Origin of the sequence: Aurantimonas sp. C2-5-R2 (genome assembly GCF_036549495.1) — a bacterium.
GTDB classification, from domain to species: domain Bacteria; phylum Pseudomonadota; class Alphaproteobacteria; order Rhizobiales; family Rhizobiaceae; genus Aurantimonas; species Aurantimonas coralicida_A.
The window spans coordinates 1-13585 of sequence record NZ_JAZHLJ010000035.1 but is presented as its reverse complement, the minus strand read 5'-3'; the positions used below and the strand labels follow the sequence as shown (position 1 = coordinate 13585).

General features: G+C 63.0%; 11 protein-coding genes and 3 pseudogenes. 9 read left to right on the top strand and 5 right to left on the bottom strand.

Annotated features, from left to right (window positions below):
• The first annotated feature begins 1 nt into the window (after position 1).
• Genes VQ044_RS14965 through icmT form a run of 3 tightly spaced genes read left to right on the top strand, consistent with a single transcriptional unit; the run spans position 2 to position 2973 of the window.
• Positions 2–1054: a DotH/IcmK family type IV secretion protein gene (locus tag VQ044_RS14965; protein ID WP_327651061.1), complete on the top strand. Its 1053-nt coding sequence runs from the start codon at positions 2–4 to the stop codon at positions 1052–1054.
• Positions 1051–2481: a DotG/IcmE/VirB10 family protein gene (locus VQ044_RS14960; protein WP_327649393.1), complete on the top strand. Its 1431-nt coding sequence runs from the start codon at positions 1051–1053 to the stop codon at positions 2479–2481. Before VQ044_RS14965 ends, VQ044_RS14960 begins: the two co-directional genes overlap by 4 nt.
• 3 nt (positions 2482–2484) lie before the next feature.
• Positions 2485–2973: an IcmT/TraK family protein gene (gene icmT, locus VQ044_RS14955; RefSeq protein WP_331827702.1), complete on the top strand. Its 489-nt coding sequence runs from the start codon at positions 2485–2487 to the stop codon at positions 2971–2973.
• Here icmT and VQ044_RS14950 read toward each other — a convergent pair.
• From VQ044_RS14950 to trbB, 3 genes and pseudogenes are all read right to left on the bottom strand, one after another.
• Entirely contained in the window at positions 2959–3546 is a 588-nt protein-coding gene (locus tag VQ044_RS14950; RefSeq protein WP_327649394.1) for a DUF922 domain-containing protein, read from the bottom strand. The genes icmT and VQ044_RS14950 overlap by 15 nt on opposite strands.
• Before the next feature lie 568 nt (positions 3547–4114).
• Positions 4115–4675 carry a helix-turn-helix domain-containing protein gene (locus VQ044_RS14945; protein WP_327649396.1) on the bottom strand — a complete coding sequence of 187 codons (561 nt, stop codon included), beginning with the start codon at positions 4673–4675 and terminating at the stop codon, positions 4115–4117.
• A gap of 151 nt (positions 4676–4826) precedes the next feature.
• Positions 4827–5723: pseudogene (gene trbB / locus VQ044_RS14940) on the bottom strand (P-type conjugative transfer ATPase TrbB); the annotation flags it as partial.
• Between the two features lie 411 nt (positions 5724–6134).
• On the opposite strand from trbB, the gene repA reads away from it, so the two are divergent.
• From repA to repC, 3 genes are all read left to right on the top strand, one after another.
• A complete protein-coding gene (gene repA / locus VQ044_RS14935; protein ID WP_327649398.1) occupies positions 6135–7352 on the top strand; it encodes a plasmid partitioning protein RepA in 1218 nt (405 codons plus the stop codon).
• A complete protein-coding gene (repB, locus tag VQ044_RS14930; protein WP_327649399.1) occupies positions 7349–8362 on the top strand; it encodes a plasmid partitioning protein RepB in 1014 nt (337 codons plus the stop codon). The genes repA and repB overlap by 4 nt, the downstream gene beginning before the upstream one ends.
• Positions 8363–8587: 225 nt before the next feature.
• Positions 8588–9901: a plasmid replication protein RepC gene (gene repC / locus VQ044_RS14925; RefSeq protein WP_327649401.1), complete on the top strand. Its 1314-nt coding sequence runs from the start codon at positions 8588–8590 to the stop codon at positions 9899–9901.
• 280 nt (positions 9902–10181) lie between these two features.
• Here repC and VQ044_RS14920 read toward each other — a convergent pair whose 3' ends face one another.
• Positions 10182–10394: a Tn3 family transposase gene (locus VQ044_RS14920; protein WP_327651368.1), complete on the bottom strand. Its 213-nt coding sequence runs from the start codon at positions 10392–10394 to the stop codon at positions 10182–10184.
• A 510-nt stretch (positions 10395–10904) separates the two neighbouring features.
• Here VQ044_RS14920 and VQ044_RS14915 point away from each other — a divergent pair.
• The 3 genes and pseudogenes from VQ044_RS14915 to VQ044_RS14905 all read left to right on the top strand — a co-directional run.
• A complete protein-coding gene (locus tag VQ044_RS14915) occupies positions 10905–11099 on the top strand; it encodes a hypothetical protein (protein WP_327649403.1) in 195 nt (64 codons plus the stop codon).
• The gene (locus VQ044_RS14910) at positions 11089–12108 is read left to right on the top strand and encodes a recombinase family protein (protein WP_331827701.1); all 1020 of its coding nucleotides are present in this window, start codon (positions 11089–11091) and stop codon (positions 12106–12108) included. Before VQ044_RS14915 ends, VQ044_RS14910 begins: the two co-directional genes overlap by 11 nt.
• 53 nt (positions 12109–12161) lie before the next feature.
• A pseudogene (locus tag VQ044_RS14905) lies at positions 12162–13271 on the top strand (zinc ribbon domain-containing protein); the annotation flags it as partial.
• A 23-nt stretch (positions 13272–13294) separates the two neighbouring features.
• Here the strand turns inward: VQ044_RS14905 and VQ044_RS14900 are convergent.
• Positions 13295–13504, bottom strand: a pseudogene (locus VQ044_RS14900) (integrase core domain-containing protein); the annotation flags it as partial.
• Positions 13505–13585: the final 81 nt, after the last annotated feature.

Here is a 13585-nt window from a genome sequence, read left to right as displayed (position 1 = left end):
AATGCACCCTCGCACCACAGTCAGCATCCTCGCCCTTTGCCTGGCGTTCTTTGCGCTGGCGACACCCGCTCAGGCGCAAGAACCCGGCGTCACCGTCGACGACAGCGGCGCGATCGTGCGGGGCGGCCAGCCTGGACCGGCAGACGGGATCTCCAACCAACCCGCAGCCGTACAATCAGGCGGGGCCGGTCAGCTTGACCTTCAGCCCGGACCGATCCCCGGTGTCAACGGTCTCCTGAACTCGCTCGACGATTTGGACCGGCCGCTTTCACCGGAAGAGATCACCGCCTATGGCGTGACGCTGCAACAGCAGATCCCGCTCTCGCCCGAGTTGATCCGGGACTATCGCCGCCGCCTCAATGAAAGCGAGCGCGCCGCGGCCGCCCCGCCCACCGGCCAGCGGCCGCAGGCCTTGAGCAAGGCGATCCGCGTGTCGTTGAGCGCGGCTGGCCCCACGCCCCAGGTCTATACCTCGCCCGGCACCGTCTCCGTCGTCTCCTTCTTTGATGAGACTGGCGCGCCCTGGCCGGTGGCCAGCTTCGTGATCGGCCGCGAGAACGAGTTTCAGGTCTATGCCATGCAGGAAGGCTCGAACCAGCTCGCTATCGCGCCTCTCGTAACGCACGGCTACAGCAACCTTGCCATCACACTTGTCGATGAGGATCAGCCGCTCGTTATCGACCTCGAAACCAATGAGCAGGCGACGCACTACCGGCTGGATATGTCGCTCGACGACCTCGGCCCGAATGCCGAGGCGCCGCTTGTCCAGGCAAGCGCGCCGCGTAGCACCGCCTCGGACGACATCATGATGGCTTTCGTCCAGGGCGCCGGCATTCCCAACAACGCCATACCCCTCGGGACGGACGACGGCGACGTCGCCGCGTGGAGCTACGGGGACAACCTTTACATCCGCACCAATCAGACGCTGATCTCGCCGTCGTGGTCGGCGTCCCTGTCCGGCCCCGGCGGCATTAAAGCTTACCGCCTCAGACCCGCCCCCGTCGCGCTGATCACTCGAAATGGCCGCGTGACCCGAGTTAGGATCAGCCAATGACCAACGAACACAACGCCAACGACGCCAACGACGCCAACAACGTGGCCGACGATGCCGTCATTATCGAGAGCCCGAGCGAGCAACCCGCATCGGACGCATCAGCGTCCACTCACCGGTCGTCACCGATCGGCGTGACGCGCACCCGGCACAAGAGCCGCGCGCCCGCGATCCTGGGCGGAGCGCTTGTCATCTCCGCCGTCGCCGGCGTCGCCTACAGCATGTCCGGCGGGGACCCGATCCTCGCCTCGCGCATGACCCGCGGTCCCACCACGATCGACGGTACGCCCGCGGGCGAGCAGCTCGCTTCCTCGGACTTTTACCGGCAGACGCTCAACGTCGCGAACAACGCCGGGGCAGAACTTGCCGCGGCCACCGACACCCAATCATTCATGTCGACGCCGGACGAACCCGTCCAGCAGCGCGATCCGGTCGACGACAGTCAGCCCATCGTGGTGACGGCGCCAAAGCTCCCTCCCGCCAACGAGCGGCCGCAGCGCGAGGCCCAAGTTCGCACCGAGACCAAGACCGTCTATGTCGACCGCCCGGTGGCCACCGCCGCGACGCCCACCGACTGGTCCGCCCTCGAGGGCCTGACTCAGGCGATGGCCAACCAACAGGAAAAGCTTGAACAGTCTTGGGCCCCCGGCCAGACGAGGAAGGAGGTTGTCGTCACCCAGGAACTCTACGCAGCGCCTGACGGCCAAGCGGTCGGGGTGGAAGTTGGAGCGGGCAGGCCAAACCCGACCGTCGGCCAGACCTATCAAGCCGACCTCTCGACCTCCCTGCCCTACTTCACCGGTCGCCAAGAGAGCGAGCCGTCGCTTCCTGTGGCAGTCGGCCGCCGCTTAAATAGCGGCCACCAGCCCCAGTCCGGCGACTTCTACGCCGCCGCCGGTGACGTTACCTTCGCCGTCCTGATCAATGGCTCTGACACCGATACCCCCGGCCCCGTTGTCGCCAAGATCGCCAAGGGGCCGCTCAAAGGCGCGCGTCTCATCGGCGGGTTCGCGCCCAACAGCGAAAACACCGCGATGATCGTGCAGTTCGACCGGGTGATCCTCGCTGACGGCACCAATCTAGAAACTTCGGCCTACGCGATCGATGCCAGCGACGCGACGCTGGCGGTGCGCTCCGATTACGACGCCCGCCTCCTCCAGCGCTATGGACCGAAGCTCGCGGGCGCATTCCTCAACGGCCTCGGCGAAGCGATCGGGCGCGCCGGCCAAACCCTTGTCCCACTCGGCCTCGGTGCCGGGATCGTTCAGGACGAACCATCAACCGAAGAGGCGATCTACTCCGGCCTCGGTGAAGTCGGCGGCCAACTCGCGGACGAGATCGAGGACATAGGCCCGGCTGGGCCGATCGTCAGGCTGAACGCTGGCAGCCTGGTCGGCATTCTCTTCACCGAAAACGTCTCTCGGCTCTAGACCATGCGGAACGGGAATAGCGTCTTCGGTGAGCCGATTCTCTGGCGCGACACGATGAAGACCCCGCGCCTGTTGATCTTCGACGCGCGCGTCATCGTCTTCGTCGCGCTCCTCGTTTTCCACCTGCGGGTCTGGACCGCCCTCCTCCTCGTCGCGGGCCTCATGGTGTTCTGGCTGATCGAACGCGCAGGCTTGCGGTTTCCGTCAGCCTTGCGTGCCTTGCGCTCCAGGATCGCCGGGCGGCAGCGCCCGGCCCGCGCAGCGCACCTTTATCGCTCCACCATCGACTTCGGATTCGAAGGCCACCCGCTGATCAAGCCCTCCGCCGCGCAACGCAGCTTCGCGTCGCGTCAGGCGAAGGTTGCCGCTCAGGCGATCGCGGCTGAACGGGGCTTGAAAAAACAGCCCAAGGACCGGACAGTGAAACGTCGCGCTCGCAAGGCCGTCATCCGCAAACCCAATATCGCTCCCGCCCCCTTACCGGCCGAATGACAGCGCCAGCGAGCGTTGCCGCTCGCTGGCGTCAAAGGCCGTCTGCGCCTCCAGATGGCGCTGCTTGACCGACTCAACCGTCTCCACGACACGCTGCCCCAGCCTCTGGCACGTCGATGCCGGATCGAGGGACGCGAGCTGCAACTCCATGCGCATCCGGTAATCCTGGGCAATGCTGATGTGGCGTCCCTCGTGCCAGCGCAGATAGGCCGAGAACCAGGCCCAGGCGCGTCTAGCCTCGTCGTCCCCCAGCTCAGGCGTGGTCCATTCCGGCAGACGGATGATGGCGGCGAGATCGACTGCCGCCGAACCAAGCCGACAGACCAGCCCATCCTTCTCATAGGTAAGGTTCGGCTCGAACGAGATCGTCGTGGAGGCCGCGCCATCGTCCAGGGTCGAAGCGCTCTCCGCCTGGCGAATGACCGCGGCCGTCAACTCCGGCAAAGTCGATCCCTCGACAACATAGGTCTCGACCGAGACACGCGTTCGGTCCTGGTCGGGAAAATCCTGGGCCGGGGCCGCCTGATTGAGGGCGATCACCGCCGAAGCTGCGACAGCAAGAGTGATGAGCAATCGGGCGGTCATATCAAAGGGTTAGGTTCGCAACTCTGTTCAACGTGATTGAGGATTTCGGCCCGTCGCCGAGGCGACCGCGCTCTATGCTTCGCACCAAGCCCGACAAGGTCGGGCTTGGCCCTCCGGGTGACGATCGCTCGGGCAGGCTGTGAACGCCCGTTTCGTATGCTGGACTGCTTCGCGAGCAGACGAATGCCGCGTGGACTTGGAATAGGCTAAGGTCCAGACAGACATCCAGCTCTAATGAACAGTAGTTCGGGGCTTGAGCCAAGGGAAGCAGTACATGAACTCCGACACAGGGGCGCTGCAACGTGATCGGGGGTCACAGTCCGCTTACGTTCAAGGAAAACGCAACACACTCGTTCTCGATGCGGTCCAGGCGGTTGTCGGCTCGGTGGAAGCTCGATGGAATCGGCACTCTTCTTGGTGCGGGACGTGGTGACGCTCAACTTGCGGCTCGTCCAATCGAGGGCTCCCATCACGGCGACCTTCTTGGCTTGGCCGGACGCCGGCACGCGCAGATCGGCACCGCGTTTGGCCCAGGCTCGGGCGAGGTAGGGATGCGTCAGCGCCGCGCTCTTGTCGGCGTAGAGCAACACGATATCCCCCGCCGTCGCCTGCTGTTTGCGCAGTTGGAGCCGCAGACCGACGCGCGCGATTTCGCCCGCGATCTGCCGGCCTTCCAGCGTGTGCCGCGGCCGTCGGAACCGGAATCCCCGTTTTTGCGCAGCACCTTGGAGAGCTGCGATCTGGAGATGGTGACGCCTTCGCGTTGCGCGATCTCGGCCGCAAGGCGGGCCAAAGTCCAGTTGGTCCTGTCCGCGACCGGCGCGCACAGAAGCAGTTCTGAGACCCTCAGCGCCGCCTCCGCCTTGAGCGCCGCGGGCCCCGGCGCAGGACTCGCCTTCAGCGCATCGACCCCGCCATGCAAGAAGTCGCTGCGCCACAGCCGCACCGTATCCTCGCGCACCCCGTACGCCTCCGCGATCCGCAGGCTGGTCCAGCCATCAAGCGTCAGCAGAACCGCACGCGCTCGATCCGCCTCGGCCCGATCAGCCCCGCCAGCCATCGCCTTCAGACCCGACTTCTGCTCGTCCGTCGCCGTCACACAAGATTCGCCCGCCATGCTGAACCTCCCAGAATCACCACCGCGATCGAATCACGAACAGTGTCCGTTGGGAAATCAGCGCAACTCTGCTTAGGGCGCGACAGCGCCCGATGAGTGCGCGAGTTCGCAAGGGAGACGCTGGGCTCAGCCATCGCTCTGCTCCCCTGCAATGAAGGGTCTGGCAATGCGAGCCGTTGAAGCCATTGACGTGCATCACGTCGCGGACCCGCCGTCCTCGGCCCGCCCGCTCGATTGACACGATGAGATCGACCGCCTCTCCGATCACGGCGTGCACCAATTGCTGGCCGGACTTCCGCCGTCAGCTGCCCGAGACGCCGAAACGCCGATAACGTGCTGCTGGAATGGATGGTCGTCGTCACCCCGCCCGGGTGGGCAGGTTTCCAGGCCTTGAGCAACGTCAGCGCAGCGCCATCGCGGACCTCGCCGGCGATGATCCGGTCGGGGCGCAGCCGCAGCCTCGCCATGTCCACGGCGTCGCTCGTATGAAGCACCACCGCGCTTTCTGCCGCGCACTGGATTTCGGCGGCATCCTCAAGGATGACGATCCGGTCCTGGGGCAAAGCGGCGACGATCTCGGCTCTCACCGCATCGGCGAGCGTCGTTTTGCCGGAGCCCGTGCCGCCGCAGATCACGATGTTCAAGCGGGCGGCGATCGCTTCGCGGATCGTAGCGGCCTGCGCCAGTGTCATGATCCCGTCGCGTACATAATCTTCGAGCGGGATGAGCCGAGAGGCCCGCTGGCGATCGTGAAGTTTGGCGCCGCGACCACCGGCGTCAACAGGGCCTTCGAACCGGTGCCCTCCAATCGGAAGCTCCCCCGAGATGATGGGCTGATCGCTGTCCGCTTCCGTCTGCAAGGCGTGGGCGACGCTGCCAATGATGATTTCGGCGGCGCCGGCTTCAAGATCTGCCAGCACCTCCATTCCCCCCCCCAACCGCTGGACGAACAGACGACAATCCGGATTGAGCATGATCTCGACGACGGAGCATCATCGAAGGCCGGGCAGATCGGCTCGCCCAGCGCGTCCCACAACTTGCGGATCAGACGGCCATAAGACGCACTGACGCTCGTTGCGGCCCTGCCTGGTCGCTCTCGATCCGCCTGCGGCTCGGCCGCGACATTGCCCGTCTCACGTTAGTTGCATCCCGCTTTGTCGACATCGCGGAATAAGATCGAAGTGGCACGGGCGGGTCACCCCGGCGTTTCTGCCGGGGTGACTACGCACGGTGAGTCGGGTCTGGCGCGGTGGGCAATCGTGTCCCGCCGCTCACCGAGGGGCGGGGGCGTCCGGATTGTCAGCTGACAATTCGCGGAAAAATATAAAACAAAACAAAGGCCTATAGGGAAACAACGCGTCGTTAGGAATTCGTTAACCTAATTTTTCTTGACCGACAGACAGAAGTCAGATCAATTTGCGGAAATTCACTCGATTGGCTCAGTTTTGCGACTTTCACGATGAACCCCAACGCAGCCGCGAATTCGCGACCAAAAGGAACCCAGGCGTTCGACGAAACGATCTGGGAAGATTCGCAGGCCTTGGGCTCTCAGCTCCAAGTCCTGCGCGAGCGCCTATTTCCGCCGGAAGCCAAAAAAGAGCTGCGTTCGTTCTCGACGGCTGAAACTGCAAAACTGATCGGCGTCACCGAAAGCTATATCAGGAATCTGGCAACGGACGAAGAGGGCCCGATCCCGGAGAAGGCGCATACCGGACGGCGCCGCTACACGCTCGAACAGGTCCACGCACTGCGGCAACACCTGACGAAGGGCAAGACGTCCTATGTGCCATGGCGCAAGGACGGCGAACACCTTCAGGTCATCGCGGTCACAAATTTCAAGGGTGGCTCCGGCAAGACCACCACCGCGACACATCTTGCGCAATATCTTGCCCTACATGGCCATCGCGTCCTGGCCGTCGACCTCGACCCGCAGGCGTCTATGTCGGCCCTATTCGGCTATCAGCCGGAATTCGACGTCGCCGACAATCAGACGCTTTATGGCGCGATTCGTTACGATGAGGAGCGCCGGCCGCTCTCCGAAATCGTGCGCAAGACCTATTTCGCGGGCCTTGATCTCGTGCCCGGCAATCTCGAACTGCACGAGTTCGAGCATGACACGCCGCGCGTCCTGGCGAGTGGCGAGCACGACGACGACGGTCTCTTCTTCATGCGGGTCGCGAGCGCATTACACAGCGTGGCGAACGATTACGACGTGGTAGTCATCGATTGTCCGCCGCAACTCGGCTTTCTGACCATGTCGGCGTTGTGCGCAGCGAGCGCCGTGCTGATCACCGTGCACCCCCAGATGCTCGATGTAGCCTCGATGAACCAGTTCCTGGCCATGACATCGCAATTGCTAACGGTGGTGCGCGATAATGGCGGCAACCTCGACTATGACTGGATGCGCTATCTGGTGACGCGGTATGAGCCAAATGACGGTCCGCAGAACCAGATCGCGGCCTTCCTGCGTAATTTGTTCGGCGAGCGCGTGCTCACACCGATGATGGTGAAATCGACGGCTATCTCCGATGCCGGTCTGTCAAAACAGACCGTCTATGAAGCCCCGCGCGAGTCGATGCACAGACAGACCTACGATCGCGCCATCGAGTCAATGGACGCCGTGAATGGAGACATCGAGAAGTTGATCCTGCAGGCTTGGGGAAGGGCGGCCAAATGAAGAAACCGGATGGAAGGGGCAGGGACATCCTTCAGGGCCTCGTCGCCGCCGGCAAGCCAGGGCTTCCGACCGAGGGGTCGCTGCCGCAAGCGCGACCCTCGGGCGCGGTCAAGGCGATGAGCCTCGGCCTCGATCGCCTGTCGGCCGAAGCAGCCCAGGCGAAAGCCTTGCGCGAGGAGCTTGCTAGCCGGGAGACGACCCAGGAACTCGATCCGGCTCTGTTCAGCCCCTCCATCGTTTCGGACCGGATTCCGTCGACCAGCGACAGCCGTTTCCAGGAGCTTAAGGCGGCGATCGCTGAGAACGGTCAGCAGATTCCGATCATCGCCCGCCAGCACCCAGTTGAAGATGGTCGCTATCAAATAGCCGCAGGTCACCGCCGCTGGCGTGTGGCGCAGGAACTGGGACTTAACGTCAAGGCGATCATCCGCAAGCTCTCCGACCAGGAAGTGGTCATCCTTCAGGGTCAGGAGAATGGGCCGCGCGAGGATCTGACCTTCGTCGAGCGGGCGCGGTTCGCCATACAGATGGAAAATCACGGCTTCGACCGCGATACCCTGTCAGCCGCCCTCAGCATCGACAAGCCCGAGGTCTCGCGGCTGCTGACGGTTGCGCAGGCACTGGGTGAGGACCTGATCGTGGCGATCGGGCCAGCGCCGAAGGTCGGCCGCCCCAGATGGCTCCAGCTCGTCAAAGGTCTACAACAGACCGGAGCACGCGACGCGCTGAACGAGTTGCTGACGTCTTCGGATTTTCGGAGCGCGGACAGCGATAGGCGCTTTACGCTCGCTCTGCAGATCGTTGGCCCGGGCAAGCGAACGGCCAAGCGCCGGCCCGTGTCCTCCGACCGTGTTGCTTGGGTCGAGAAGAAGGGCGGTAACATCCGCTTGGTCTCTGACAACGTCAGCTTCGCAAGCTTTCTCCAGCGCCGCTTCCCTGCGCTCCTCGATGAGTTCAGGAGCAGCCCTGAAGCCAAAACAAACAAGTCGTCGAAAGGAGCAACGCACTGAAAAGAAATCGCTTTCAGGGAAAATTGTCAGCTGACAATTTCTGGTCTGGCAGCGAAGGACAGGAACCCGGGCAAAAGAAAAAGGCCCCCGAAACGACATTCCGGAAGCCCTTCTCAAGTGTGGTAACAAGAGAATCGCACTTCCAGGAATCACAGTCAAGGCCCTCGGCCAGTGTGCGTCGGTTCGGCGAGCGGATTTCTATTGCCTAGCAATAGGTGAAGAAAGATGCAGACCCATTTATCAACGACGCCCTTCGGGCAGCGACCGATGACGCTTGGCATGATTGCAAGCCAGCGTGCCGCAAAGTCGACGCCTGAAGGTGCCAGTGTTCAGAAGTGGAAAGTGTTCCAGTCGATCCGGGAAGCCAAGGACTTGCTTGGCGCTACGGACCGATCGTTGGCTATACTCAACGCTCTCCTCTCCTTTCATCCCGACGCCGAACTCGCGGGCGGCGGCGATCTGATCGTATGGCCCTCCAACGAACAGCTCATGGCCCGCTCCAACGGCATGCCGGCGACAACGCTGCGCCGCCATCTCGCCGTACTCGTCGACTGCGGGCTGGTCATCCGGCGCGACAGTCCGAACGGAAAGCGCTTCGCCCGAAAGGGCAGGGGAGGGCAGATCGAACAGGCCTATGGCTTCGATCTCTCGCCGATCGTCGCCCGCGCCATTGAATTCCAGGACCTGGCCGAAGCCATCAAGGACGAGAAGAGGGCCTTCCGCGTCGCCAAGGAGCGACTCACGCTGCTGCGGCGGGACATTGTCAAGCTGATCGAAGTCGGTATCGAAGAGAAGGTTCCAGGCAACTGGGGCCGAGTTCAGCTGGCCTATCAGTGCATTGTGGGCCGTCTTCCACGCACTGCCCCCCGGCAACTCGTAGAGGACGTCTGCGAGGGTCTACACGGCCTCTTTAGCGAAGTCCGTGAGGTCCTGGAATCATTCGCGAAAATACAGAATTCGGACGCCAATGACTCCCATTCCGGTCGCCACATACAGAATTCAAACCCAGAATTAATATCTGAATCTGAAAATAGCTCTCGAGATAAAGAAGAAGCCGGCAGCAGCGCTGGGGAACCCGACAACGTTCGGAGATTGCCGAAACGTGATTTGCCATTGGGTATCGTGCTGGAGAGCTGCCCCAGCCTGAGGGAACTGGCGCAGGGCGGCGAAATCCGCCACTGGCGCGATTTTCTGGCCACGGCGGAACTGGCGCGGCCGATGCTGGGGGTCAGCCCCAGCGCCTGGCAGGATGCCCGGGACGTCATGGGCGAGCAACACGCGGCGGTCACCTTGGCGGCTATCTACCAGCGGAGCGAACAGATCAACAATGCCGGCGGCTATCTGCGCAGCCTGACCGAGAGGGCACGAGGGGGGAAATTCTCAACCTTGCCGATGATCATGGCTCTGCTCAATGCCGGGCTCAAGGCGCGCAAGCCCTCCGGCAGCGGCGGCAGTGAGCGCGGGGACATCGTCGATGACGGCCTGTCGCACCAGGTGTCAGACGCTTTGTTGAGAACCTTGCAGAAGCCGAGGCGGTGATGGCCGACGATCCGGTCAGAGTGATCAAGCCGATCGCGCCGATAGTGTCATGGTGCTCTCATTCGCCGGCCAAGACCTCGGCAGCCTTGTCGGCGTCCCGCTGGATTCTGTACAATGACACCCGCTAAGGGATTTTGAAGTCGTCAGGCCGGAACCGCCGGGTTCTGAGGGGCCGGAATCGCTCGCGGGGCTTGTCGATGTTGTTCCAGAGATAATCGCCGGTGAGAGGGGTCGTGCGGCTGAACGGAACAGGAAAGTGTCGTAAGGGGAATATTTCTTTTCAAAAGTCCCATTCGGAATTAGGTTGGCGTAGCGGTCTGAGGCCTCCGTTTGCGACGGCGTCGGGCACGGAGAACTCGTAGCGCCCGAGGAAATTGATGTGACGCCAGGATATCGGGGAGAGTCGAGCGATGTCGGCGGGCAGCGGCGGCGTCCCGGCCTCGCTGAGTTGGCGCACAGTTTCCTGCATGTAGACAGCGTTCCAGTGGACGATGGAATAGAGGTGGCTCGGTTTGTCTGAACAGGCTCGTCGGCTTGATAAGTGGACGGTCTGCCGGGTTTAGGCCGCTGCGAGAAGCGGCCGGTTGAAGTAGGCGTGGTCCGGAGTTTTCCGGTCCAGGCTCGAATGTGGGCGTCGTCCGTTGTACAACACGACGTCGCAACACCCACGGGACGGAAGTTCGCGAGCTTCTCTATCCCTGGCATCCCTGGGCGGGGCGCCTGGTCGTCGTTCATGAGACTGTCGCGAGAGGCGGCACGGTGTTTTGCCGATGCAGTTTGTCGGGATCGGCGAGCGACCGGTGGCAGCAAATTCCCGGCTGGATGTTTGAGCCGGCAGCAAAGGTGACGTGGCAGGCGGGTTCGGCTCCCAGCGTTGATATCGCCGCACTTCGCGCCTTGGCGGAACTGTTGCGGTTTCAGACCCCGACCGCCAGAATCCCATCGCAAATTCCAAGATCGAGCGCAGCATCGAACCCCGACGACACGAATCGGGGAGATGACCATGCCGTACCAGCGCAAGACCAATTACCAGTTCGATCTGTTCTCCAGTCCCGTGACGGCCACGACGGGGGAGATCCCGCTCTGGCAGTCGCTTCCCGCCGAGACCCGCCAGAGGCTGACGGCGCTGATGGCCCGTGTGATCCTTCAAAGCGCCGCTCCCGCCGGCGAACCGGAGGGCGAGCGTCATGATCAGTGAGAAGATCCGTCCGCACCATCTGGACCGCAAGGCTATCCTCTATGTGCGGCAATCCTCGGCCCACCAGGTCCTCCACAACCGCGAGAGCAGCATCCTTCAATATGCCATGCGCGATCGTCTGGCGGCGTTCGGCTGGTCTGACATCGAAACGATCGACGACGATCTCGGTCGTTCGGCGTCCGGTTCCGTAACGCGCGCCGGCTTCGAGCGCATGGTTGCCGAGGTTTGTCTGGGCAAGGTCGGCGCGGTAGCGGCGCGAGAAGTCTCGCGGTTTGCCCGCAACAGCCGCGACTGGCAGCAGTTGATCGAGATGTGCCGCGTCGTCGATACCGTCCTGATCGACGGCGAGACGGTCTACGCTCCGAGACAGGGCAACGATCGCCTGCTCCTCGGCCTGAAGGGTAGCCTCAACGAATACGAGCTCGATCTTCTGCGCCAACGTTCCCTTTCTGCCAGATACGAGAAGGCGGGGCGTGGCGAACTCGTCGTCAGTGCTCCGGTCGGCTATGTGAAGGCCGGCGATCGGCTCGAGAAGGATCCCGATCGCCGCGTTCAGGAGGCCATTTGTCTCGTCTTCGACAAGGTTGCCGAACTCGGCAGTGCCCGCCAAGCCCTGATGTGGTTCCTCGAGCATGGCCTCGATTTGCCGGCCAGGCGCGACAACGGCGAGATCGTTTGGCGCCGCCCCAATTATGCGACGATCCACCGGATGATCGAGAACCCGGCCTACGGCGGGGCCTACGCCTATGGTAAGAGCAGGGTCGCGTCCGGATACGACGATGCAGGGGGTATCCGGTCCACAATCCGCCGCAAGGCGCGCTCGGAGTGGCTGGCGCTGATCCCGGGCGTGCATGAGGGCTATGTCAGTTGGGAACGGGCCGAAGCGATCCGCAAGATGGTGAGCGACAACGCGCCGGCAGGCCGGCATCATGGAGCACCCAAGCATGGCGACGCCTTGCTCGCCGGTCTGCTTCGATGCNACGGGCCGAAGCGATCCGCAAGATGGTGAGCGACAACGCGCCGGCAGGCCGGCATCATGGAGCACCCAAGCATGGCGACGCCTTGCTCGCCGGTCTGCTTCGATGCCGACGTTGCGGCCGCAAGCTGACGCTTCGCTACACTGGGGTCAAGCACGATATTCCACGCTATTCCTGCTGGCGCGGTCTGCTTGATAACGGCGAGCCCCGTTGTATCGCCTTCGGCGGATTGCGCGTTGACGATGCCATCGAGGACGCTCTCTTGCGGGTGGTCGAGCCTGGAGCGATCGCCGCGGCGAAAGAGGCCGAAGCGCAAGCCGCCCATCGCCGCGATCAGGTGCGTGACGCCTTGACGAGGGAGCTCGAGGCGGCTCGCTACGCTGCCGATCGCGCCTTTCGCCAGTATGACACTGCCGACCCGGAGAACCGGCTGGTGGCGGGAGAACTGGAGCTGCGATGGAACCGGGCCCTTGTCCGGGTTGTAGATGTCGAAAGCCGTCTTGCCGATCACGAGCGGTCGGTCCCAGTGGCGCCGCCTGGAACTGCGACGGACCTCGCCACGCTCGCCTCCGATCTGAAGTCGGTCTGGACTGCGCCATCGACGGACGCCCGCCTCAAGAAGCGTATCGTGCGAACCGTCATCGAGGAGGTGATCGCGGATATCGACGAGGATCCGGCCGAGATCGTCCTGACGGTTCACTGGTCCGGCGGCGTTCACACCGAACTTCGCCTGCCGAAGCGCCGTCGAGGTCAGCGCAACAGCACCTCGGCGGACATCATCGCCGCCGTCCGCCTCTTCGTTCTGATCGCCAACGACGACCTTATCGCCGGCATCCTGAACCGGAATGGCCTCGTCACCGGCCACGGCAATCGATGGACGCGCGAGCGCGTCACGGCCTTGCGCTCTCATCACAAGATCCCGGTGTTCCGGCCGAGCCAGGATGGGATCGAGCCCTGGCTCACTCTGAACAAGGCCGCGGCGCTCCTCGGCGTTTCCACGAAGACGCTTCGGCTTGCTGCCGCGGCCGGCGAAGTGGAAGGGGATCATCCCCTGCCGCAGGGACCGTGGATCTTCAACCGCTCGGCGCTCGGCCAGTCAGGCGCTCAAGAACTCCTATCCCGCGCCCGCAAGAACCCCAGATACCCCGCGGGATCGGTCAATGTTCAGCAAAACCTATTCTCTTCAATAATATAGACAGATGGGCGCAATGAAACAGGGTTGTAAAAATCGAGGTATCGGCCGATCGACGCCCGGGCATGGCTGACGGTCTCATAGGCCCGGAGATAGACTTCCTCGTATTTCACCGATTTCCAGAGCCGCTCGACGAAGACATTGTCGCGCCAGGCGCCCTTGCCGTCCATGCTGATCTTGATGTCCTTTGCCAGCAGGACCTTTGTGAAGTCGATGCTGGTGAATTGGGCGGATTCAACCGGTCGTCGCAACACTTCGACAATGGAGGTTGCGGTGAAGAAAATGGAACAAGATGTCGAACACGGTGTCCAATCCGA